Raw genomic sequence first — 21,635 nt, forward strand, 5'->3', positions numbered from 1 at the left:
GATGGACTTCAATGGTGTAGATACAGTCGGCCATCGGATTTGCGATTTCGTGCGCTCAGCCGCGAATGCATTCCCCGATCGGGAAGCACTAGTGGCGGACGGCGGCGATCGGCTGACATATTCCGAATATGCGAGACAAGTCGATGCCGTCGCCAAATCGCTCATCGCCTTGGGCGTCAAGCCCGGTGATCGGGTCGCGATGCTCGATTCACCATCCCCCAGATTCATGGTGATGTTTGCGGCAGCAAGTGGGATCGGCGCAATCTGGATGGGGTTAAATCCCCGTTATCAACTTGGGGAGTTGTCCTATGTTGTGGGTGATGCTCAGCCAGTCCTGATTTTCGCTAAGTCGCGAGTTGGGTCTCGAGATTATTCCGACGTTTTGGTCAGTGTCTCCCAGCTCAATGGTCGCAATGTTCCCGTTATCGAGCTCTCCGATCAGAAAGAAGGCAAGTTCGAGAGCTATGATGCGTTCATCGCAGCGGGAGCAAAGGTCACAGCTGACGAGTTAGCCAATCGCCGTTTGAAAGCTGGCGGTCGCCAACCCTGCCTTCTTGTCTACACATCCGGCTCGACAGGGAAGCCAAAGGGCGCCCTGCTGCATCATGAGGGGATCATTGCCTTTAGCCTTGAGCAAGCCCGGCTTTGGCAGGTTAACCCGCATCGATGTCTGAATTACTTTCCTATCAACCACGTAGGTTGCACGGTCGATATCTCCGTCCCGGCTATCGTCCAGGGTGGAACCATCATTTTCATGGAGCAGTTTGACGCGAAGCGCTCCATTGAAGTTGCTTGTGAAGAGAGAATTACTTGGCTTGGCTCTATTCCAAGTGTTTTTGCGCTACAAATGGCCTGTCCGGAATGGGAAACGTCTGATCTATCCGCTGTCCAGCTGTGTATATGGGAAGGTGCGGCGATTTCGGAGGACATGCTAGATGAGCTTTTGGCACGCTTTCCCTTACTTGCGACCAATTACGGTATGACCGAGACAACAAGTGCGATGGCGGCAACGCCGCCCTGCCGAGATCGGGACATGCTCCTTAACTCGGTAGGAAAACCCTTCCTCGGGGTGGAGCTGCGCATTCTTGATGAAGATGAACGAGACGTTGAGGCCGGCGAGATTGGCGAAATTGTCGCTCGCTCCATCTACAATTTTACGGGTTACCTTAACTCACCAGAGGCCACATCTTCGTCCTACACCAGTGAAAATTTCTTCAGAACTGGCGATTTAGGTATATTCAGGGCAGACGGAACCTTAAAGATCGCTGGACGGAAGAAGGAGATGTTCAAATCTGGTGGATACAATGTCTACCCACGAGAAGTCGAAATCGCCCTAGAGAATCATCCGGCGGTAGAATCTGCGGTTGTCGTGTCTGCACCCGATGCGATTTGGCAGGAAGTCGGTGTAGCTTTTGTTATTGTTAGATCAGTGATAGATCCAAACGAAATTATTTCCTGGTGTCGAGACAGAATCGCAAACTACAAAATCCCAAAACGTATAATTATCGTTGATGAATTCCCGTTATTGCCAATAGGAAAGGTTGATCGGAATAAGCTTAGAAAAGCAGCAAAAAATTGCGACGTGCCTGAAATTAGCTAGACTTTATTGACAAAAGGGATGCCCAAAGCGGTCAGGTTCCAATTCAAGGCTGCTCTATGGCGAGCAGTTACGGGCCGTGGGGATTTGTCGAATGCGCAATTTGTGGGAAGCCCATTATCGTTTCCCACGTCTTCGTGGGACTGCGACTAGCAGCTCAGCGATCCCTTTACTTCTTTCAGAAATGTCAGACGGGAGGGTTGCGTTAGGATGCAAAATTCTCAGCCAAACTATGCTGATCACATCCACTAAACTTTCCCGATCGATCAGAATATCATCCAGAAATGCTTGCAGTTGTTTATCAACATAAACAACTAGTCTACGGATTAAATCGTCCACCATTCCGCCCAGTAAATATACTAGCAGGACTGATCCTTGGCTATCGGTATTATGCCAAGCCGAATGCGCCACCCGCATATGCCATTCAAAGTTTTGGCGTTGCATTTTGGCACCAAACTCGGCGTCGTCATCGGCGAACTGCAGCAGGCATCGAAGTAGGCCGGGATTGTCAAAAGCCAGGTCGATCCAAGCGCGATTGCTGTTGCGGATCGCCTCAAAGGCCGAGGCAGAGGGTTTTCCGGATGCCGCAAGATATGGACCCAAAAAATTGCCCGTAAATTCGTCTAGGACAGTTCGAGTAATATCTTCTTTATCTTTAAAATACAGATAGAAAGAGCCTTCTGCTAAGCCAGCTTCGGCGCTTACTGCGCCGGAGGATATTTCATGATAACCTCTCGAGGCAAGCAATCGAGCAGCAGCAATCTTAAGTCTTTCGCGCGTTCTTTGCGACTTTCGCAATGGAGGATCATCCTGAAGACGGCGCTCCAAAAACTTTATAAAGGAAAGATCATCGGTTCGAGGCTGCACCGGGTTTTGGCTCCACGGTTGAGGGAAGTTCTATTGACGTCCTTAGAACGCCAGCAACGTTCTGGCAATCAGCGCCGGAACCACCTGGCAAGTCGGGGGATTCGAGCCATCAAGAGCTGGTTCGCTGGTTCGTCCAGGAAATCCGTAGCATCGCCAATAAGCTTGCCCAACGCAGTATCGAGCCCGCCCATATCATCGCATGGTCATGCTGGAGACTAGGCGGCGTGGACAAATTCCGCGACGTCTGGTCGGGAGTTATCACTGCGACATTTGCCGAAGTCGTAGCTTGGTTTAGCATGGCAGGATGCAGTTCCGACCTCTCCGCATTGACGTGTCCGCCCGCGTGATCGGGGTGTGGGCGCTGGCGCTGGCGCTACCCGGTCTGATGTTTGGCTCTCTCATCGTTGTTATAGCTACATTCTCAGTGCCCTTTTTGATTGCTGCCGCTGTCCTTTCCCTCTGGTTTGGGGCCGCGATCCTGCGTCGGCCAATACCTTGGTCGCTTGCAGCGATAGCAGTCCCGCTATTTGGCGGCTGCGTGATTTTTGGCCGGGCGGGCCTATTGTCGCTGGCCATTACCCTGCCAGCCGCCGTCTATTTCGTTGCCTCGCTTCGCATCATTCCGCCGACACCACGAGACCAGATTGACGTAGCCCCCACTCGCTGATTCAAGGCTGCTTTTTGGAGGCAGGCTTGAGCAGGGGCGATCTCACCGAAGCGGAATGGCGCGTTCTGAAGGGCTTACTACCGATCGAGCCTGAGAACCGTGGGCCAGGCAGGCCGCCTGAACAGAACCGTTCAATCATCAACGGCATTCTCTGGCGGCTTCGGTGCGGTGCTCCTTGGCGCGACGTGCCGCCCAAATATGGCAGTTGGAACACCATTTATCGGCGGTTCCGGCGATGGAGTGAAGCCGGGGTCTGGGAGACCGTTGCCGTGACGCTGGCCGAGATCATGGCGGACAGCGGCCATTACAGCATCGACAGCACCACCGTTCGCGCCCACGTCTCGGCAGCGGGCGGAAAAGGGGGACTCATCGACGCGCTCTTGGCCGCTCGCGGGCGGGTTCACCAGTAAGCTTCACTGCCTGGCCGATGCCCTCGGACGACCGATCGCCTTCCATTTGACCGTCGGCGAGGCGGCAGATTGCAAAGCCTATGATACCCTGATCGGCCTTCCCGAACGGGACCCCGACCTTGGTCTATGCCACCCAGCGCGCCGAGCGTTTGGGAGCTATCGCACCAGTCGTGGGTGCGATGTTCAGCTTTGACGAGAAGCCCAGCAGACCGCTACCGATCATGCTGATCAACGGTGGGCAAGATAATGAGGTTCCCTCCGAAGGCGGCTTCAGCCGAAATCCGCTCGTTTCGCGCAACCAGGCGGCACCCTATAAGCCCTTGGCTGAAATGGTTCAGTTCTGGACCGCTGCTAACCGCTCACTAACGCCGCCTGTGATTACCCGAAGTGGGTCTGTGACCACGTCTGTTTATCGCTCCGCGCCAAATGGCGCTGTCACGATCTCAGTAGTCGATGACGTTGGAGGCCATGGCTGGCCAGGGACGCGCGGTCGGCGACAGGGTAACAATCCCATCCAGTCTTTTGACGGCGCTGAACGTGTTTGGGAGTTTTTTAAGACGCAGTCCGAAATGCCTTGAAGGCATACAATCGCGCTTTGGGATCGAAAATTTAAGCATATAATATCAATAATATAATAGAAAGAGAGTTGGTTGGGAGACGCTCTCGCTCCACTAAGAGTGACTCAGCCTCCGTCAACCAATTGCAGCAGTTGCGCCTCGGGCAACATGCAAAGGTGTAACCAAAAGCAAACACACTGAAGCGAGTTGAGAGGGCCATCAAGTCGTCACACTGTCCGCTTCAGGACTAGCCAATAGAGCCCCGTTCATCAATATCCATAATTTCGTGAACGGAAAATCTCATAATAAGGTTGTGCCGGCGACTGGCACGACTATAATATTGAGATTCACACAACCAAGGCGGCGTGGACAGATTCCTCGAGGCCACAGGTCGGCCCCGTAATGGTTGTCCCGGCGATGCATCGTTCGGGACCATCAATCCCAGCGGCACACAACGCGCTAGCGACGATGCGGTAACCGGCAAGGCCGGTTTGCGGTATGAATTCAGCCGCCGTGCTCGGGTTCATGCAAGCTATACCCGCGGATACAAGGGCCAGGGTATCGACACCGAGCCCACGGCCAACTCCGGCAATGACCCGGTGATCCAGCCTGAGCGCGTGAACGCCTATTAAGTGGGCTTCAAGGGCTCGACATCGGACGGCTCGCTGAGCGTAGCGGCAGCGGCGTTTCTCGCGGACTATACCAACCTTCAGGTCCAGACCAACCGCGGCGACCCGGCCAACGGCGTGATCGCCTTTCAGCCGACCAATGCGGGTATCTCGCGCACAAAGAGTGTGGAAATCGAAGCCACGCTCCGTTCGTCGCGCCGTTTCTCCGTCAGCGCAGCCGTCACCTATCCGCAGGCCACCCTCGACGTTGATGGCCTGAACTGCCCGACCCAGTAGCAGCCGAGCGCAGTCACTGTCGCACTGGGTGGCACCCGGCCCGTCAACACGTGCTATCGCTATCAGTTCAGGGCACCGAACGGCAGCGTGGCAACGAGCGGCCTTGTGCAGGACGTACGGTGCGGGCAGCTTCCGGTTTCGCCCGAATGGCGGTTCAACGTAAGTCCCCGCTGGGAAGGGCCCGTGACGTCCTCACTCAATGGCTTCGTTCAGGTTGACCTGCCTTACCAGAGCGACGTTCAGTTCGCGATCGAGCAGGACCCGCTGCAGACTCAGGACGGCTATGCGCTGGTCGATGCCAGCATCGGGCTTTCGGCGCCGGATTCGCGCTACACGCTGACGGTCTTCGTGAAGAACCTGTTCAACCAGAATTTCTACACGACCACCACGACGTCTGCGCTCATCGGTAACAGCCTTAGCGTTGTTGACGTCTACGCTTTCCGTCCCAAGAATGCAGACCGTTATTTCGTGGCCTCGCTCGGCTTCCGGTTCTAAGATGGCATTGGCCCGGTGAGCTGGTTTACCGGGCCAATGCTTTGGCTTGGCCGGCCTGCGCACTCCGGGCCGGCCACCAGCTTTCCGACCACCCGCCCCCGGTCCGGTGGGCAAGCTGATCAATGTTATTCATGCGCCTGCAGTGGGAGCGCCGCAAAATGTTACACACTCGCCGCCAAGCCATGGCCCTCGGTGCTCTGGGACTCGGGGCAGCGGGCCTCACAGCAGCCCATGGCCAGACCCCTCGCGCGTTGCCGAACATCCTCTGGCTGGTGAGTGAGGACAACAATCCCTATGTCGGCGCCTACGGGGACAAGCTGGCCCATACGCCGCACATCGACGCGTTGGCCAAGAAGGGCGTGCTGTTCCGCAATGCCTATTCGAATGCGCCAGTCTGTGCGCCGTCACGCTTCGCCATTCTGACCGGCGTCAATCCCGAGAGCTGCTCGCCGGCCCAGCACATGCGGGCCGAAGCCAAGCTGCCGCAAGCGTTCCGCACTTATCCCGAACTGATGCGCGCGGCGGGCTACTTCTGCATCAACAACCCGAAGACCGACTACAACAGCGATGTCGTCCCGGCGGCCATCTGGGACATTCAGGGCGTCGAAGGGCATTGGCGCAAGGCACCCAAGGACAAGCCGTTCCTGTGCGTGATGAACACCGGCACCAGCCACGAGTCCAAGATGTGCGCCCCTATGGCCGGTCCCGTTACTCCAGACCAGGTTCGCATCCCCGCCTTTCTGCCAGATGATCCGGCAATCCGGCAGGATTATGCCAACTACTACAACATCATGACCGCCATGGATCAAGAGATCGGCAATTGGCTGGCGCAGCTCGACGCCGATGGTCTGGCTGACGACACGATCGTGTTTTATTACGGCGACAATGGGGGAGTACTGCCCCGGTCCAAGCGATATTGCTACGAGGAAGGCTTGCGCGTGCCGCTGGTCGTGTATGTACCGCCGAAGTGGCGGCACCTCGCGCCCGCCATGCCCGGAAGCACGATCGACGCGCTGGTGACGCTGATCGATCTGCCTGCTACGCTTCTGTCAATTGCCGGAGTGGCACAGCCACCGCAGATGACCGGACGCCCGCTGCTGGGGCACCGCATCGGTCAGCCGCAGAAACATGCTTTTGGCTTCCGCGATCGCATGGACGAGCGCTACGACCTGGTGCGCACCGTCACCGATGGCCGCTGGCGGTACATCCGTAATTACCTGCCACATCGACCTCTTGGGCAGCACGTGGGTTACGAATGGAGCGTGCAGAAAAGCTATCGCCAATGGAATGCCCTGCATCTGGCGGGCAAGCTCAACGCAAAGCAGGAAGCATTCTTCAAGCCGAAGGCTTTCGAGGAGCTTTACGATCTATCGGCAGATCCGGACGAAGTGAACAACCTGATCACCTCGCCCTCGGCCGCTGCGGCAGCGAGGAGGCTGCGCCAGGCGATTGACCGGCATATGCTGGCGATTAACGACAACGGGTTCCTGCCTGAAGGGTCCGTCGGCGAAGGCTATTTTGAAAGTCGCAATCGCGCGGTTTACCCGCTTCCTGCGTTGATGCGGCTGGCTGCTGCAGCCGCAAAGCGCGAACCGCGCAATGTGAACCGGTTCCGCAAGCTGTTGCGCAGTTCCAACGAAGCAACCCGGTTTTGGGCAGCGCGGGGACTCCTGATGCTGGGCGGGGAAGCGGCTACCGTCCGCGGCGATCTTGAAACGGCTTTGGTGGCGGATCCATCGGATCATGTCCGCGTGGTTGTGGCCGAGACCCTCGTCGGTCTCGGCAAGCCGGAACAGGCCGTGCAGGTCCTCGCGCGATTGGCCGACGAACCATCACCGATGCCGGTTCGCATCCAGGCTTTCGATGCATTGTCGTGCATCGGCAAGGCAGCCCTGCCGGCGCTGCCGGTAATCCGGAAAACTGCGGCGTCGACCGCCCAACGGGATGCAGAGTATCCAAAGCGCCTGGCAACCTATCTCGAAGCAGTTCTGACCGGGCCGTACGACCCTATGGCAGAGGCGATCGCCGAGGCGGCCTGTCAGGGGTCGATAAAGAGCGGGTCCGCCTTCATGGGGCCCGCTGAAAGTGCCAAGTGGCCTTCATGACGGTTTGCGCACGGCGATTTGCCGGGCACGGCTGTCCGGCATTCGCACTGCCGGCTCGGGGCTTTTAACAGGCGTGATCTCATGAACGGCATGGAGCAGGGCTGGCCGGGCCTTTCTGTGGGACGGAGGCGCCTAGATAGTTGCAGGACTAAGCTTTGGGCTAAGCACATGCACGACGGCGAGGGCCAGAAGGTAGCTGCTGGCGCAGATGGCGAACAGAACTTCGTATGAGCCGCCGGTCTTGTCGAGGATATAGCCGGTGAACAGCGCCATGCCCATGCCGCCGAGCGCTCCAACCGTGCCGCCAATGCCAACCACCGAACCCACTGCTCCGCGCGGGAACACGTCCGAAGGCAGCGTATAGAGGTTCGCCGAAAAGGCCTGATGCGCTGCGGTGGCTAGCCCGATGATGAGAACGGCAGCCCACACGCTGTCGATGCTCTGCGCAAACCAGATCGGCAGGACCGCCACGGCGCACAGGAGCATCGTGGCCTTGCGCGCGAAGTTGGGGGTGCGTTCCGCCTTGATCAGGCGCGAGGACATCCACCCGCCAAAAATCGATCCACCATCGGAAATCAGGTAGATCGCCGCGAGCGGCAGGCCGAAGGTCTTGAGGTCCATGTCATAGCGCTCGAACAGGTAGCCGGGCAGCCAGAACAGGAAGAACCACCAGACCGGGTCGATCAGGAACTTGCCCAGCGCGTAGGCCCAGGTCTCGCGCACGGTCAGGAGCTTTGCCCAGCCGATCTGCTCGACCGGGTCTGCAGGGTCCTGCTGGATCCAGGCAAGTTCGGCCGGCGAGACGCGCGGGTGTTCGGCAGGATGGCGATAGACCAGCCACCAGGCGGCGAGCCAGGCCACGCCGAAGATACCGGTGATGAAAAAGGCGGCGCGCCAGTCGAACCACAGCACAAGCGCCGGGACCAGCAGCGGGGTGATGATGGCGCCGACGTTTGCACCGGCATTGAACAGTCCGATCGCGTAAGCACGCTCACGCTGGGGAACCAGTCGGTTACGGCGCGGATGCCAGCCGGGAAGTTCCCGCTCTCGCCCACGCCGAGGCCGAAGCGCGCAGCGGCAAAGCTGGCAAGACCGGTCGCGAAACCGTGGGCCATGTGGCCGGCGGTCCAGACCACGATGGCGATAGTGTAGCCAAGCTTGGCCCCGACCACATCGACGATGCGGCCAAAGCCGATGTAGCCGATGGCATAGGCGACCTGGAACCAGAACACGATCTGGGCGAAGTCGGTTTCGCTCCAGCCGAACTCCGCCACCAGCGTCGGCTTGAGCACGCCGATCATCTGGCGGTCGATGTAGTTGACCGCAGTGGCCGCAAACAGCAGGGCGACGATGACCCAGCGGTAGCGCCCGGCCTTGGCAGAGGCGGCAGGCGGGTTGAAGTTCTGGTCCATTGCTTCTCTCCCGAAGCGGCCAACCCGTTCCGGGCCATGCCGCCAAATGCAATTCAGCGGGGGGCCGCCGCGATGATCGTGCAGGTCAATTCGCCGTGGCCCTCGAAGATCGCACGAAACTCCTGGCCGACGGCGATTTCGTGCACGCCGGTCACGGCGCCGGTGGAGACCCACAGGCCCTGCGACACATCGAAGCCACGCGCCAGCAGGTTGCCAAGCAGGAAGCGCACCGCACCATAGGGTCCGTCAAGCATTGCGGCAGCGGTCGCCGATCCGACTTCGATGCCGTCGATCTCGCTCTTGACCCTGATGGCGCAAAGGTCGGTCGACTGCCAGTTTGGCAGAGCTGCGCCGCGCACCAGACCGGTGTTGTTGCCAAAGTCGGAAACGGTAACCGTCGGCCCATCGGCATTGATGCCCGGGTACGGCGAACTGGCGATCTCGATCCCGATGCGGACATCATCGACAATCGCGATCGTGCCGGCGTCGTCGGCGGGAACCGGACCCTTGAAGCCCGGCGCGACGTGGACAAGGAACTCAGCCTCTCCGGCGGCGAAGCCTCCCGCGTAGACCGGCATCGCGGGAGTATCGGCGGCATCGGCATCCACGACGCTGTCGGCAAAGATCGGGCCGACAAGGCGGTTGGCGCCAAGCGATGCGTCCAAAGGAGAATTTATGCGTCCGACTTTCCAGCCGACGATCTGGCGCCCATCGATCGTGATGGCACGATCCTGTATGTCATAGGCATCGTCGAGCGCCTGGGGCGTAGTGCCGGGGTAGATTTCGAGCACGCGGGCTTCGTGGCGGGCGCTGACGAAGGCCGCTGCAACCTGATCCGCATTCTCGTTCAATTCCGTCCCCATCCCTTGGTCCTTCATTCGCCCGGCTGCCTATAGGAAACCGGTGTCAATCACAAGTCTCGGCCGTCCGACCGCGGTACATAGTTAGAGCGTTACGCCCTTCTTCCAGATTGCCATCTCGCGCTGGTCACTGCGTTCAGCAGCCGTCTTCCGTCCGCTGGCGATAGCGATGAGCGTTTCCAGAAAAGCCGCATCTGCCGCCACCTCGCCTTCATCGAGCACGCGCGAGGCATCGAAATCGATCCAATGGGGCTTGGCCAGTGCCAGTGCCCTGTTCGAGGCGACCTTGACCGTCGGCACCGGAAAGCCGAGCGGCGTGCCGCGCCCGGTCGTGAACAGCAAAAGCGTAGCCCCTGCTGCGGCAAGCGCCGTGGAGGAAACCGCATCGTTTCCCGGCGCTTCGAGCAAGGCGAGGCCGGGCCCCATTGCCTGATCCCCGTAATCCAGCACCGAAGCGAGGGGTGCGGTGCCGGCCTTCTGCACCGCCCCTGCGGACTTTTCCTCGAGCGTGGTGATTCCGCCAGCAATGTTGCCGGGCGACGGATTCTCCGACACTGGGAGGCCTTGATCGAGGTAGTACCGCTTGAAGCGGTTCACCAGTGCAGCAGCAGACGCGAACGTCGGTGCATCGACGGCACGATTCAGCAGCGCCTGCTCGGCGCCGAAGATTTCCGGAATTTCGGTGAGGATCGGCGTGCCACCTGAAGCGGCAAGGCGTTCGCTGAAGCGGCCGAGCAAGGGGTTGGCAGTGAGACCTGACAGGCCATCGGACCCACCGCACTTGAGCCCCACGGTCAGCGCAGAGAGCGGCAAGTCCTCACGCCGGACGGAAGCTGCAAGTTCGACCAATTCGTCTACCAGCGTTGCCGCCTCCGCCAGTTCGTCGCCGGCAGATTGCGAGGACAGCGTTCGGACCTTGGACCGCGCGGCTTGCGGAAGGGCGGCCAGCAAAGCGCTCAACTGATTTGATTCACACCCCAGCCCGAGCAGCAGAACGCCAGCCGCGTTGGGGTTGGCCGCCAGTCCTGCCAGCAGCGCGCGGGTCGCGTCCAGATCATCTCCCAGTTGCGAACAACCGTGAGGGTGAATGAACGCGTGTATGCCATCGATACAGCCCTCCGCGATAAGACCGGCATGGCGCGCTTCGGCTGCACGAGCGACCTGTTCCGCCGTACGACCGACGCAGCCCACTGTCGGCAGGATCCAGATTTCATTGCGCGTCGCGGCACGGCCATCGGCGCGGCGGTATCCTCGCCAGATCGGTGCATCGCCTGCTTCCAGAGCCGCTGCGCCGCGTGCAGTTTCGGCAGAATAGACCTGTTCGCCGTCGAGGGCAGTCTTCACGTTGTGGACGTGGACGTGTTCGCCGGCCCGGATGCCTTGGGTGGCAACGCCGATCGGCAAGCCATACTTCACGATACGGTCACCGACGGCATGGGCCCGCGTGGCAAACTTGTGCCCCTGCGGGATGTCTTCCTCGATCGTCAGGGCGACGCCACCGACCGCGACCGCTGCCCCGGTCAAAAGCGGACGCAGCGCCACCGCAACGCTATCCAGCGTGTGAACGCGCAGCACGCCCGGCATGGCAACGACGACAGACAATCCGCGACTCTCCCAACAGACGCCCTTCATGGCGCTGTCTCTGGATAGACTTTAGGTAACCGGTGTCAATGGCGAAGACGCGTGGCCCATTGCAAAGTCTGGCAAGAACCGGCTAGGAACGCTGCACTGCCTTGACACCGGTGTAAGTCACAGTGAGAGGGGCCTGGATCGACGGGACAACGTGTGAAGAAGTCGAAAGACGGCAAGCCGACAATTAACGACGTGGCGCGCCTTTCAGGCGTTTCGAAGAAAACCGTCAGCCGGGTGATCAACCGGTCGCCGCTGCTCAACGATGCCACGCGCGAGAAGGTCGAGGCGGTGATTGCGGAACTGGGCTACGTACCCAACCCGCAAGCCCGGGCCCTGGCCCTGCGCCGCAACTTCCTGATCGGCCTGATTCACGACAACCCCAACGCGCAGATGGTCCTGGGAGTTCAGGAAGGCATCCTTTCCGCGATCCGCGATACCGAGTTCGCGCTGGTTGTTCGCCCCGTAAATCGCCGCTCGCCCGAAATGCTCGACGACGTGCGCGCATTTCTCGAACAGCAGCGCCTGTTCGGCGTGATGTTGCTGCCGCCAATTTCCGAGAACGATGCGCTTGCAGAACTGTGCGAGGATCTGGGCGTGACCTACGTGCGCATGGGCTCTGTCCAGCTTGACGAGGACGAGCACATGGTGGCGTCAAACGACCGTGAGGCGGTTTCGCAAGCGGTGGACTATCTGATCGGTCGAGGCCACCGCCGCATCGGCTTCGTCGCAGGCCCCGAAGGCTTCCGCTCCGCTGCCGAGCGTTCGCTGGGCTATCGCGATGCCTTGGAGAAGGCGGGAATCCCGCTGGACGAAGCCATCATGGCCGAGGGCAACTACACGTTCGAGACCGGAATTGCCGCAGGCAGGAAGCTGCTCGCCGCTGCTCCCCGCCCCAGCGCGATCTTTGCGAGCAACGATGAAATGGCCGCAGGCGTGCTGCATGCGGCGCGGACGCTCGGCCTTTCGGTGCCGGAAGACCTTTCGATCGTCGGCTTCGACGACACCGCCATCGCCGCCCATATCTGGCCCCCGCTCACCACCGTGCGCTGGCCGATCCAGGCAATGGCGAGAGCTGCGGCGATCAAGCTGATCGACCCGGCAGAGGCGCGCAGGCAACCCTCGCACTTCCTTTCCGACCTGATCGAGCGGGCTTCCGTCGCAACCTGCTGAGACTTGCGAAGATGGCGCACGAATGGGCTTGCTTCACTTAATGACACCGGTTACCTAAGGGCAAAGCCGCGTCACACTGCCGGGTCAAATTGGCCGGAGCGAGAGGAATTTCCATGAAAATCGCATTGATCATCGAGAACAGCCAGGCCGCCAAGGCGAGCCTTGTCCACGAATCGCTGGCCGCTGTCGCAGAGCCGCTCGGCCATGAGGTTCACCATTACGGCATGTATTCGCCCGAGGACAAAGCCTCGCTGACCTACGTGATGAACGGTCTGCTGACCGGCATCCTGCTCAACTCCGGGGCAGCCGACTTCGTGGTGACCGGCTGTGGCACGGGCATGGGTTCGATGCTTGCTGCCAACAGCATGCCGGGCGTGTTCTGCGGGTTGGTGATCGATCCGACCGACGCGTTCCTGTTCGGCCAGATCAACGACGGCAACGCCATCTCGATGCCCTATTCGAAGGGCTTTGGCTGGGCCGCCGAACTGAACCTGCAGGACGTCTATCGCAAGCTGTTCGATGGCGAGCGTGGCCTCGGTTACCCCAAGGAGCGCGCGGCGATCATGAAGACCAATCGCGGCATCCTCAAAGGTCTCAAGGAAGCATCGTGCCGTGACATGCTGACCGTGCTCAAGACCGTCGATCAGGACCTGCTCAAGGCCGCGATCGCCGGGGAAAAGTTCGCCGAACTGTTCTATGCCAACAGCAAGGACGAAGCGATCTCCGATTACCTGCGTGGCCTTTCGGCCTGACCCCTGATCCAGGGGAGAGGATAACGATGAACCTGTTCGATCTATCGGGCCGCGTCGCGGTCGTCACCGGCGCCAACACTGGTATCGGCCAAGGCATTGCCGTGGCGCTGGCGCAGGCCGGGGCAGACATTGCCGCTGTCGGCCGCACGCCTGCCGAGGAAACCGCAGCCAAAGTGAGGGCACTGGGGCGCAAGTGCGAGCTGGTTGGTGCCGATCTTTCGACGATCGAGCCCGTGCAGGCCGTAGTCGAACAGGTGGTCTCCGCGCTGGGCGGGCTGGATGTGCTGGTCAACAACGCGGGCATCATCCGCCGGGCCGATGCGGTGGACTTCACCGAGGAGGATTGGGACGCAGTGGTCGACACCAACCTCAAGTCGGTGTTCTTCCTCTCGCAGGCAGCGGGCCGCCTCATGATCGCCAATCGCGAGGCCACCGGACGCCGCGGCAAGATCATCAACATAGCCTCCATGCTGAGCTTTCAGGGCGGCATCCGCGTGCCAAGCTATACCGCGAGCAAGAGCGGCGTTGCCGGCCTCACCAAACTGCTCGCCTGCGAATGGGCGGCCAAGGGCGTGAACGTCAACGCCATCGCGCCCGGTTATATCGCGACAAACAATACCGCAGCCCTGCAAGCCGACGAGACGCGCAACCGCCAGATCATGGAGCGCATCCCCGAGGGACGCTGGGGCGACCCTGCCGACATCGGCGGGGCAGCGGTGTTCCTTGCCAGCAGCGCGGCAGATTACGTGCAGGGACACGTGCTGGCCGTCGACGGCGGCTGGCTGGCCCGGTGACTGCGAACGCGCTGCTGGCCGGTCACGTCGTCTGCTTTGGCGAGATGCTGTTGCGGCTCTCGCCACCCGGCGCGCGGCTTATGGTCCAGGCGCAGAGCCTCGAGATGGTCGTCGGCGGGGCGGAAGCCAACGTGGCCGTCGCGCTGGCCTCGCTGGGGCACGCGACCCGCATGGTCACGCTGCTGCCTGAAAATCCCCTTGGTGACAGGGCGCGGGCGGAACTCGGCGCGGGTGGAGTCGATACTCGCTTCGTCGCCCGTGGGCCCGGGCGCATGGGGCTCTATTTCATGGAGCCGGGCGCTGGCCTCAGACCTTCGTCGATCACATACGATCGCGCAGGGTCGGCGTTTGCGCAGGCGGATGCAACGGCGTTCGACTTCGCTGGCGCGCTTGAAGGGGCCAGCCTTCTGCACCTGTCGGGCATAACTCCTGCGCTCGGTCCCAAGGGCGTGGCACTTGTCCGCGCGGCCGTGGCCGCAGCGCAAAGCGCGGGCGTGCCGATCTGCCTCGACGGGAATTACCGCGCCCAGCTCTGGGAAAGCTGGGACAGCGACCCGCGCGCCGTGCTGACGGAACTGGTAAGTGCAGCAACCTTGCTGATCGGCAACCACCGCGACATTTCGCTGCTGCTCGGCAAGACGTTCTCTGGCGATGGCGCCGAACGGCGGCGCGAGGCGGTGGAAGCAGCCTTTGCCGCGTTCCCCAACCTGCAGCTGGTCGCCTCGACCGCGCGACAAGTGTTGAACAGCGATCACCATCGCATCGCGGCCCGCGTCGACGCGCGCGGGTCAAAGCATCAAACTGCCGAGATCGACGTTACCGGCATCATCGACCGTATCGGGACAGGCGACGCTTTTGCTGCGGGAGTGCTGCACCGCTACCTGCAGGGGGGCGATGCTCAGGCCATGGCCGAATGCGGCCTTGCGCTTGCGGCGCTCAAACACTCTGTCCCCGGCGACTTCTGTCTGATCAGGCCGAGCGAACTCGCTGCGTTCAGTGCCGAAGGTGGCGATGTCAGGCGGTGAACTGACCCGGCGCGCGCTTCTGGGCGCAAGTGCGGCACTGGTTGCATCGCCGGTTCTGGGCAAAGCCCGCGACCCGCAGGCAGGGCGCTTTACCGGACTGCGCGAGGATGGCGTGCTCGCCTTCAAGGGCATTCGCTATGGCCGCGCAGAGCGGTTCGCACGCGCCGTGCCGGAGCCTTGGCAGGGGCCGCGGACAAGGGCCCAGAGCTTCGCTCCGATTGCTCCGCAACGCGGCAATCCCGACATGGCGCAGGGCGAGGACTGCCTGTTCCTCAATGTCTGGACGCCGGACGCCAATCCGCGAGCGCGGCGTGCGGTCATGGTCTACTTCCACGGCGGTGCCTACTCGAACGGCACGGTCACCGATCCGCTGACGCACGGTGGGACGCTGGCAGCGCAAGGCGACGTCGTCGTGGTCACCGTCAACCACCGGCTCAATGCTTTGGGCTATGCCTGGCTCAAGCCATTCGGACCGCGGTTTGCCGATAGCGGCAATCTGGGACAGCTGGACCTGATCCTCGCGCTGCAATGGGTACGCGATCACATAGTGGCGTTCGGTGGAGATCCGGCGCGGGTCATGGTCTTCGGGCAGTCAGGTGGCGGCGCCAAGATTGCAACGCTGATGGCAATGCCGGCGGCTGACGGCCTGTTCCACGCGGCGGCTACGATGAGCGGCCAGCAAGTTGTGGCGAGCGGACCGGGCAACGCATGGAAGCGGACGCTTGCCCTGCTCGCAGCGCTGAAGCTGCGCCCCGATGACGTGGAAACGCTGCGGACGATGCCTGTGCAACAACTCGTCGAAGGCCTCGCCACAACCGATCCGATCATGGGTGGCAGCCTTTACATGGGGCCGGTTCTGGACATGACCAACCTGCCCCGCCATCCGTTCTGGCCGGATGCGGCGCCGCAGTCGCTGAGCATACCGATGATCCTCGGCAATGCGCGCGAGGAAACGCGGGCCTTCATCGATCCACGCGGGCCGAAGCTGCAGGGGCTGACCTGGGACAACCTTGCCGCCCGGATCGCACCTGAGATCAAGATTGACCTCGATGTCGATTGGGTCGTCGGGCAGTACCGCACACATTATCCGCAATGGACGCCCGAGCAGGTGTTCTATTCCGCGACCACGGCCGGCCGCTCCTGGCCCGGGCAGGTGATCGAGGCGGACGAGAGGGCGAAAGCTGGTGCCAAAGCCACCTGGGTCTATCAGCTGGACCGCCCGTCTCCGCGCGATCCCTTGCGCGGTGCCGCCCACACCGATGACATCCCTTACGTCTTCGGCACGCTCGATGCGCCCGGCAGCATGAGCGGGACGGATGCAGGCGCACGCACGACCAGCAACCTGCTGATGCAGGCATTCACCGGCCTTGCCAGGACCGGACAGCCCGGTCTGGCGGCGTGGATGCCCTACACCCTGCCTGCCCGGGAAACGCTGGTCGTTTCGGACGGCCGGGCCGAAACCGTCAATGATCCCCGCCGTTGGGAGCGCGAACTCTGGGCTACGGCGCCTTACGTTCAACCGGGTAGCTGATGATCAGCGCGAGAGGCGCGTCCCCGCGCTGCGTGATGCCGACGACCGCTCCCTCGTAGAGGTAGGCGGTCATGCCCTTCCTGAGCACGGCACGCTGCCCGTCGGACACGACTTCGCCCTCACCTTCGAGAACGTAATAGACCTCGTCGTGCGCGATGGGATGTTCGCCGATTGCTGCCCCGACATCCAGCGTGCGGCGGCGGAATTCCATGCGGCGCGGCTGAGGCACCGCGTCGCTGATCCGCCAAGCAGTGCTCATGCCGATGTTGCCATGCGGTGGGGGTTCCCGCCGCATGGTGTCCGCCTCATCGACAACCGCCATGGGTGGCGCGGCGGCAAGCATCAGGGCGACGATCGCGCTCACGGCTGGCGCATCCCGGCATCTCGGGTGGAGAGCTTTTCTTGCGGCCCGGCCTTCTGGCCCGGATATCGGCCCGATTTCGGCGTCATCGTATCGAGGTTCCAGTCGTCCTCGACGAAAGGCGCGAAGGTGGCCACGGGATGTGGATAGCCACCGACCTCCTTCTCGTCGTCGATAATGTCGCCACGCCCTTCGGCGACGAAGAACAGCACGCGGATATCATCAGGCGCGCGATCCCACGGGCGCGCACCGACCGTCTGCAGAACGGACGTCTCAACCTCGCCCGAAGGCAGGGCGCTGTAACGAGAGAGGTTGGTCAAAGGCGCTTTTGCGGTGATCAGCCTGGCCCGCGTCTCGCCATAGCGGCCGAACTGCGGGAGCGCATTGCCGTGGCGGTCGACCGCGCGGTTGTCCTTGCCGAAGTACTTGAGATCGCCATCGCCACCCAGCATCAGGAACGGCAGGCCCGGATCGGTATCGTTGCCGCCGCGCATTACGTTGCCCACTGCAGTGATCTCACCGGTGACGTAATCGTGCCCGGTCCATTCGAGATTCATCAGGTTGTAGTGCACCGCGCGGTGGCCGGGATTATAGATCACGTTGTTGATCATGGTGACCTGCGCCCCGCCCTTTACCAGCGGCGCGCGCTCGACATTGTGCGCCCAGACATTGCGGTAGAACGTGATGTTCGTTGCATTGTCGTGGATAAGCGAACCCTTGGAATGCTCGCCCTTGGGATGGCTGGCGTTGGCAAGCCCTTCCGCTGCGATGTTCTCGCGAAAGACGATGTCATGGCTCGTGCCGGCGCGCCATTCAGCCACGGTATTGCCGGTGAAACGCGGGCCCGATGCGGACATGTTCTCGTCAAGCGCCCACAGGAAGCTGCAATGTTCGACAACGACATTGTGCGCCGCCACGGTCGAGAAAGCGTCGGCCTCCCAGCCTGAAAGCTTGGCCTGACCATCGGCGCCGGTCATCACGCGCAAGTGGGAGAGGATGACGTCGTGGGTCTTCAGATCGATGCCACCCTTGATGATCGTGATTCCCGGCGAAGGTGCGGTCTGTCCGGCCACCGTAAGGAACGGCTCGGTGATCTCCAGCGTGTCGCGGCCCATGTCGATCGTGCCGCCGACCTCGAACACGACGGTGCGCGGACCCTTTGCGGCAAGAGCCTCGGCAAGCGATCCGGGGCCGGCCTTAGCCAGCGTGGTAACGCGGATGATTCGCCCGGTGGCCCCGCCCCTCGTCGGATCGGCAGGGTGCGGTTCTGCCCAGGCGGTCGTTGCCAGCAGACTGGCGAAAATGGCCGAAATCGTGAACTTTTGCAGTCTCTGGTGCATCGCAGATTCTCCCATTGGCATGGTTATTGACAGAGGCGCGAAGCAAGGGCAATAAATAATGACACCGGTTACCTTGATGACGCGCCAAGCCTTGGCGGGCGTGATCACTACGGGACCGGATCAATGGTCGGTGTCATGTTGGTAGCAGGGCCGGCTTGCGGGAGCAGTGGTGCACAGGAAGGTTGGCGCTTTGCGTCTTCCCCCTTTGACACCGGTATCAATAGCCCCGAAAAGGGCAATGAGGGGATTCATCATGCTTACTTCAGTTTCGCGCACATCGCTGTTCAGGATGGCACTGCTGGCAAGCGGTGCGCTCGCGGCAAGCAGCCTCGCACAGGCGCAGGAAGCGGTCGCGGCGCCTGAAGCGCAAGTGGGCGCAGACGATGCAGCACCCGATGATGCGATCGTCGTCACCGGCTTCCGCCAGTCGCTCCAGGCAGCGATAAACGTCAAGAAGAACGCCGTCGGCGCCGTCGATGCAATCGTCGCCGAAGACATCGCCAAGTTCCCCGATCAGAACCTTGCTGAATCGCTCCAGCGCATCCCCGGCATCTCGATTTCGCGCGATGCCGGTGAAGGCCGCGCAATCACGGTGCGCGGTCTGTCCAGCCAGTTCACCCGCGTCCGCGTCAACGGCCTCGAGACCGTGGCAACCTCGACCGACGGCGCTTCGGCGAACCGCGACCGCGCGTTCGACTTCAACGTCTTCGCCTCCGAGCTGTTCAGCTCGATCGTCGTCCACAAGACTGCCGAGGCCAGCCTCGATGAAGGTTCGCTGGGCGCAGTGGTCGATCTCAACACCGGCAACCCGCTGGCTGGCAAGGCCGGCTTCACCGGCGTCGCCTCGGTTGTCGGCACATACAACGACCTGTCGGACTACGTTGGCCCACGTCTCGCCGGTCTGCTCAGCTGGCGCAACGATGCCGGCACCTTCGGCGTCTCGCTTTCTGCCGCGTACCAGAAGACCAAGGTCCTTGAGCTCGGCAACAACACCGTGCGCTGGTCCCAGGCCCGCTTTGACTCTGTCAATGGTACCAACTGCTTCACGACGCCGAACAGCGGCGGCACCTACGTCAGCAGCGCCGCGTGTAACAAGGCTGCCCTTGCCTTCCACCCACGCATCCCGCGCTACGGCGAAGTCAAGCACGACCGCGAGCGCCTCGGCCTGACCGGCTCGGTCCAGTTCGCCCCGAGCGATGCCACCAAGTTCTCGATCGATGGGCTATTCTCCCGCTTCAACGCCGATCGCGAAGAGCAGTGGGGCGAAGTCCTGCTGCGCAGCAACGAGCGTTCGATCAACGTCGTGAACCCGGTTTACGATGCCAACAACAACATGATCTCCGCAACGCTCAACGATGCTTGGGTCCGCACCGAACATTACCTGCGCAAGAGCAAGACCGAGTTCTATCAGGTTGGCGGCACGTGGGACCAGGACCTGTCGGATACCTTGCGCTTCACGGTGCTCGGCGGCTTCTCGAAATCGGATGCCGACATCCCGGTCGAAACCACGATGATCTTCGATGATCGCGACGCGCAAGGCTACAGCTTCGACTACACGGACATGAAGCGCCCGAAGCTGACCTTCGGCACCAGCGTGACCGATCCGGCCAACTTCCAGCTTGCCGAAATCCGTGACCGCCCATCGACTGTGGTGAACAAGTTCAAGACTGTGCAATTCCGCACGGAATGGGACGTTGCCGAAGGCTTCACCGTCAAGGCGGGGGCAATGTGGCGCCGCTTCAATTTCGATACCGAATCCTACACCCGCGACACCGCCGTGTGTGGCAATGGCGGACTTGACCGGGTACTCGGCACGATCACCTGCTCGGCCTCGTCGGTCTTCGGCCCCACCGCGGTGTACGGCATCCCGGTGACCGCGCAGTTGGCGCAGATGTTCAACCTCGGCAACGCCGGGCAGCCGGCAGGCAACACCAACGCCTGGCTGGTGCCGAATCTCGAAACCACCACGGCGCTGACCAAGCTCTATGACCGCGCGCTGGTTGCCGATGCGGGCAACATTCGCGGGGTTCAGGAAACCACCAAGGGCGGTTACCTGCAGTTTGACGGCAAGGGCGAATTGCTGGGCCTGCGCTATGCGCTCAACGCCGGCATCCGCTATGTGAAGACCGAACAGTCCTCCTACGGCCTCGTCAGCGGCACGCAGGCTACGGTCGAGCGGTCGTACGACAACTGGCTGCCCTCGGCGAACATCGCGTTCTACCCGACCGAAGACCTGATCGTTCGCGGTGCAGTTGCCGAAGTGATCACGCGCCCAACACTCGGCTCGCTGACGCCGGGTGGTTCGGCAGACGGGTTCAACTTCCGCGTCAACAGCGGCAACCCGTTCCTGAAGCCGTTCCAGGCCACCAACTACGACCTGTCGATCGAATGGTATTTCGCCCCGCAGGCGCTGATCTCGGTGGCGGGCTTCATCAAGGAAGTGGCGAGCTTCACGCAGAGCGCAGCAATCACCGAGGCGACCTTCGCACAGACGGGTCTGCCGGTTTCGGTGCTGAATCCCTCATCGCCGGCCGCGCTGAACCCTGCCCTGTTGAACCAGCCAATCTGGACGCTGACCACCACTGTCAATGGCACCGGTGCAAAGCTGAAGGGTATCGAACTGGCCGCACAGATCCCGTTCAAGATCTTCACCGAAGGCTTCCTCGGCAACTTCGGCATCATCGCCAACGCGACCTTCATCGACAGCGATGCAACCTACACGCTGCAGGGTCCGGCGACCGCGCCGGGCGGCGCACTGGTCAACGTCGACAGGACTGCGGCTCTGGCCAACGTCTCCAAGCAGGCGTTCAACGGCACGCTGTACTATGACGACGGCCGCTTCTCGGCACGCGTCATGGGCACGTATCGCGGTCGTTATCACGAGGGGGCGAGCGGCACCGGCAACGTGCTCGAAGGCTACGGGTCGATGTTCAATCTCGACGCATCGATGCGGTTCAAGCTGACCGACTGGGTCGAACTCTCGGTCGAGGGCAACAACCTGCTCGATACCTACCGCTATCGCTACACCGACATCGACGCGAACCGGAACTACGAGAACAATCACTACGGGCGCAACATCCTGGTGGGTGCCCGCTTCAAGTACTGACGACCCACCCTGCCGGGCGCACCCCTCCCGCGCCCGGCAACTTAGAAGG

General features: G+C 61.5%; 17 protein-coding genes and 2 pseudogenes. 13 read left to right on the forward strand and 6 right to left on the reverse strand.

All coding sequences use genetic code 11. The features are described 5' to 3' along the window. Window position 1: 1 nt before the first annotated feature. On the forward strand, window positions 2-1,600 hold the full coding sequence (locus C7W88_RS18325; protein WP_205525346.1) for a class I adenylate-forming enzyme family protein: 1,599 nt from the start codon (window positions 2-4) through the stop codon (window positions 1,598-1,600). Window positions 1,601-1,714: 114 nt separating this feature from the next. Here C7W88_RS18325 and C7W88_RS18330 read toward each other — a convergent pair whose 3' ends face one another. Continuing rightward, window positions 1,715-2,464 (reverse strand): TetR family transcriptional regulator, encoded by a 750-nt coding sequence (locus C7W88_RS18330; RefSeq protein WP_118075021.1) that lies wholly within the window; start codon window positions 2,462-2,464, stop codon window positions 1,715-1,717. Window positions 2,465-2,768: 304 nt separating this feature from the next. On the opposite strand from C7W88_RS18330, the gene C7W88_RS18335 reads away from it, so the two are divergent. The 6 genes and pseudogenes from C7W88_RS18335 (at window position 2,769) to C7W88_RS18360 (ending at window position 7,603) form a co-directional block, all read left to right on the forward strand. Then, on the forward strand, window positions 2,769-3,131 hold the full coding sequence (locus C7W88_RS18335; protein WP_118075002.1) for a hypothetical protein: 363 nt from the start codon (window positions 2,769-2,771) through the stop codon (window positions 3,129-3,131). A 26-nt stretch (window positions 3,132-3,157) separates the two neighbouring features. Next, entirely contained in the window at window positions 3,158-3,541 is a 384-nt protein-coding gene (locus tag C7W88_RS18340; RefSeq protein ID WP_162896246.1) for an IS5 family transposase, read from the forward strand. 119 nt (window positions 3,542-3,660) lie between these two features. After that, on the forward strand, window positions 3,661-4,119 hold the full coding sequence (locus C7W88_RS22985) for a hypothetical protein (RefSeq protein ID WP_205525357.1): 459 nt from the start codon (window positions 3,661-3,663) through the stop codon (window positions 4,117-4,119). A gap of 344 nt (window positions 4,120-4,463) precedes the next feature. Beyond that, window positions 4,464-5,003: pseudogene (locus C7W88_RS24005) on the forward strand (TonB-dependent receptor domain-containing protein). Window positions 5,004-5,186: 183 nt separating this feature from the next. Then, complete coding sequence (locus tag C7W88_RS18355) at window positions 5,187-5,498, forward strand: TonB-dependent receptor (protein ID WP_240345081.1); 312 nt, start codon at window positions 5,187-5,189, stop codon at window positions 5,496-5,498. 272 nt (window positions 5,499-5,770) lie between these two features. Further along, window positions 5,771-7,603, forward strand: a complete 1,833-nt coding sequence (locus C7W88_RS18360) for a sulfatase-like hydrolase/transferase (RefSeq protein WP_240345082.1) — start codon at window positions 5,771-5,773, stop codon at window positions 7,601-7,603. 132 nt (window positions 7,604-7,735) lie between these two features. On the opposite strand, the pseudogene C7W88_RS18365 reads toward C7W88_RS18360, so the two are convergent. From C7W88_RS18365 to C7W88_RS18375, 3 genes and pseudogenes are all read right to left on the reverse strand, one after another. Continuing rightward, window positions 7,736-9,015, reverse strand: a pseudogene (locus C7W88_RS18365) (MFS transporter). Between the two features lie 53 nt (window positions 9,016-9,068). Beyond that, window positions 9,069-9,893: a 2-keto-4-pentenoate hydratase gene (locus C7W88_RS18370; protein WP_240345083.1), complete on the reverse strand. Its 825-nt coding sequence runs from the start codon at window positions 9,891-9,893 to the stop codon at window positions 9,069-9,071. 66 nt (window positions 9,894-9,959) lie between these two features. Beyond that, the gene (locus C7W88_RS18375; RefSeq protein WP_240345084.1) at window positions 9,960-11,507 is read right to left on the reverse strand and encodes a UxaA family hydrolase; all 1,548 of its coding nucleotides are present in this window, start codon (window positions 11,505-11,507) and stop codon (window positions 9,960-9,962) included. 153 nt (window positions 11,508-11,660) lie between these two features. On the opposite strand from C7W88_RS18375, the gene C7W88_RS18380 reads away from it, so the two are divergent. The 5 genes from C7W88_RS18380 (at window position 11,661) to C7W88_RS18400 (ending at window position 16,779) form a co-directional block, all read left to right on the forward strand. Further along, window positions 11,661-12,677, forward strand: a complete 1,017-nt coding sequence (locus tag C7W88_RS18380) for a LacI family DNA-binding transcriptional regulator (RefSeq protein ID WP_118075027.1) — start codon at window positions 11,661-11,663, stop codon at window positions 12,675-12,677. Between the two features lie 113 nt (window positions 12,678-12,790). Then, on the forward strand, window positions 12,791-13,429 hold the full coding sequence (locus tag C7W88_RS18385) for an RpiB/LacA/LacB family sugar-phosphate isomerase (RefSeq protein WP_118075028.1): 639 nt from the start codon (window positions 12,791-12,793) through the stop codon (window positions 13,427-13,429). A gap of 26 nt (window positions 13,430-13,455) precedes the next feature. After that, window positions 13,456-14,223, forward strand: coding sequence for a 2-dehydro-3-deoxy-D-gluconate 5-dehydrogenase KduD (gene kduD, locus C7W88_RS18390; protein ID WP_118075029.1), 768 nt, complete (start codon window positions 13,456-13,458; stop codon window positions 14,221-14,223). Window positions 14,224-14,267: 44 nt separating this feature from the next. After that, on the forward strand, window positions 14,268-15,248 hold the full coding sequence (locus tag C7W88_RS18395) for a sugar kinase (protein ID WP_240345135.1): 981 nt from the start codon (window positions 14,268-14,270) through the stop codon (window positions 15,246-15,248). After that, a complete protein-coding gene (locus C7W88_RS18400; RefSeq protein ID WP_118075856.1) occupies window positions 15,235-16,779 on the forward strand; it encodes a carboxylesterase/lipase family protein in 1,545 nt (514 codons plus the stop codon). The genes C7W88_RS18395 and C7W88_RS18400 overlap by 14 nt, the downstream gene beginning before the upstream one ends. Here the strand turns inward: C7W88_RS18400 and C7W88_RS18405 are convergent. Continuing rightward, entirely contained in the window at window positions 16,748-17,122 is a 375-nt protein-coding gene (locus tag C7W88_RS18405; RefSeq protein ID WP_206065886.1) for a cupin domain-containing protein, read from the reverse strand. The genes C7W88_RS18400 and C7W88_RS18405 overlap by 32 nt on opposite strands. 17 nt (window positions 17,123-17,139) lie before the next feature. Continuing rightward, complete coding sequence (locus C7W88_RS18410) at window positions 17,140-18,480, reverse strand: polysaccharide lyase family 1 protein (RefSeq protein ID WP_118075855.1); 1,341 nt, start codon at window positions 18,478-18,480, stop codon at window positions 17,140-17,142. Between the two features lie 253 nt (window positions 18,481-18,733). Between C7W88_RS18410 and C7W88_RS18415 the strand changes: the two genes are divergently transcribed. Next, window positions 18,734-21,586 carry a TonB-dependent receptor gene (locus tag C7W88_RS18415; protein WP_118075858.1) on the forward strand — a complete coding sequence of 951 codons (2,853 nt, stop codon included), beginning with the start codon at window positions 18,734-18,736 and terminating at the stop codon, window positions 21,584-21,586. Window positions 21,587-21,635: the final 49 nt, after the last annotated feature.

This window comes from Novosphingobium sp. THN1, assembly GCF_003454795.1.
In the GTDB taxonomy this organism is placed as follows: domain Bacteria; phylum Pseudomonadota; class Alphaproteobacteria; order Sphingomonadales; family Sphingomonadaceae; genus Novosphingobium.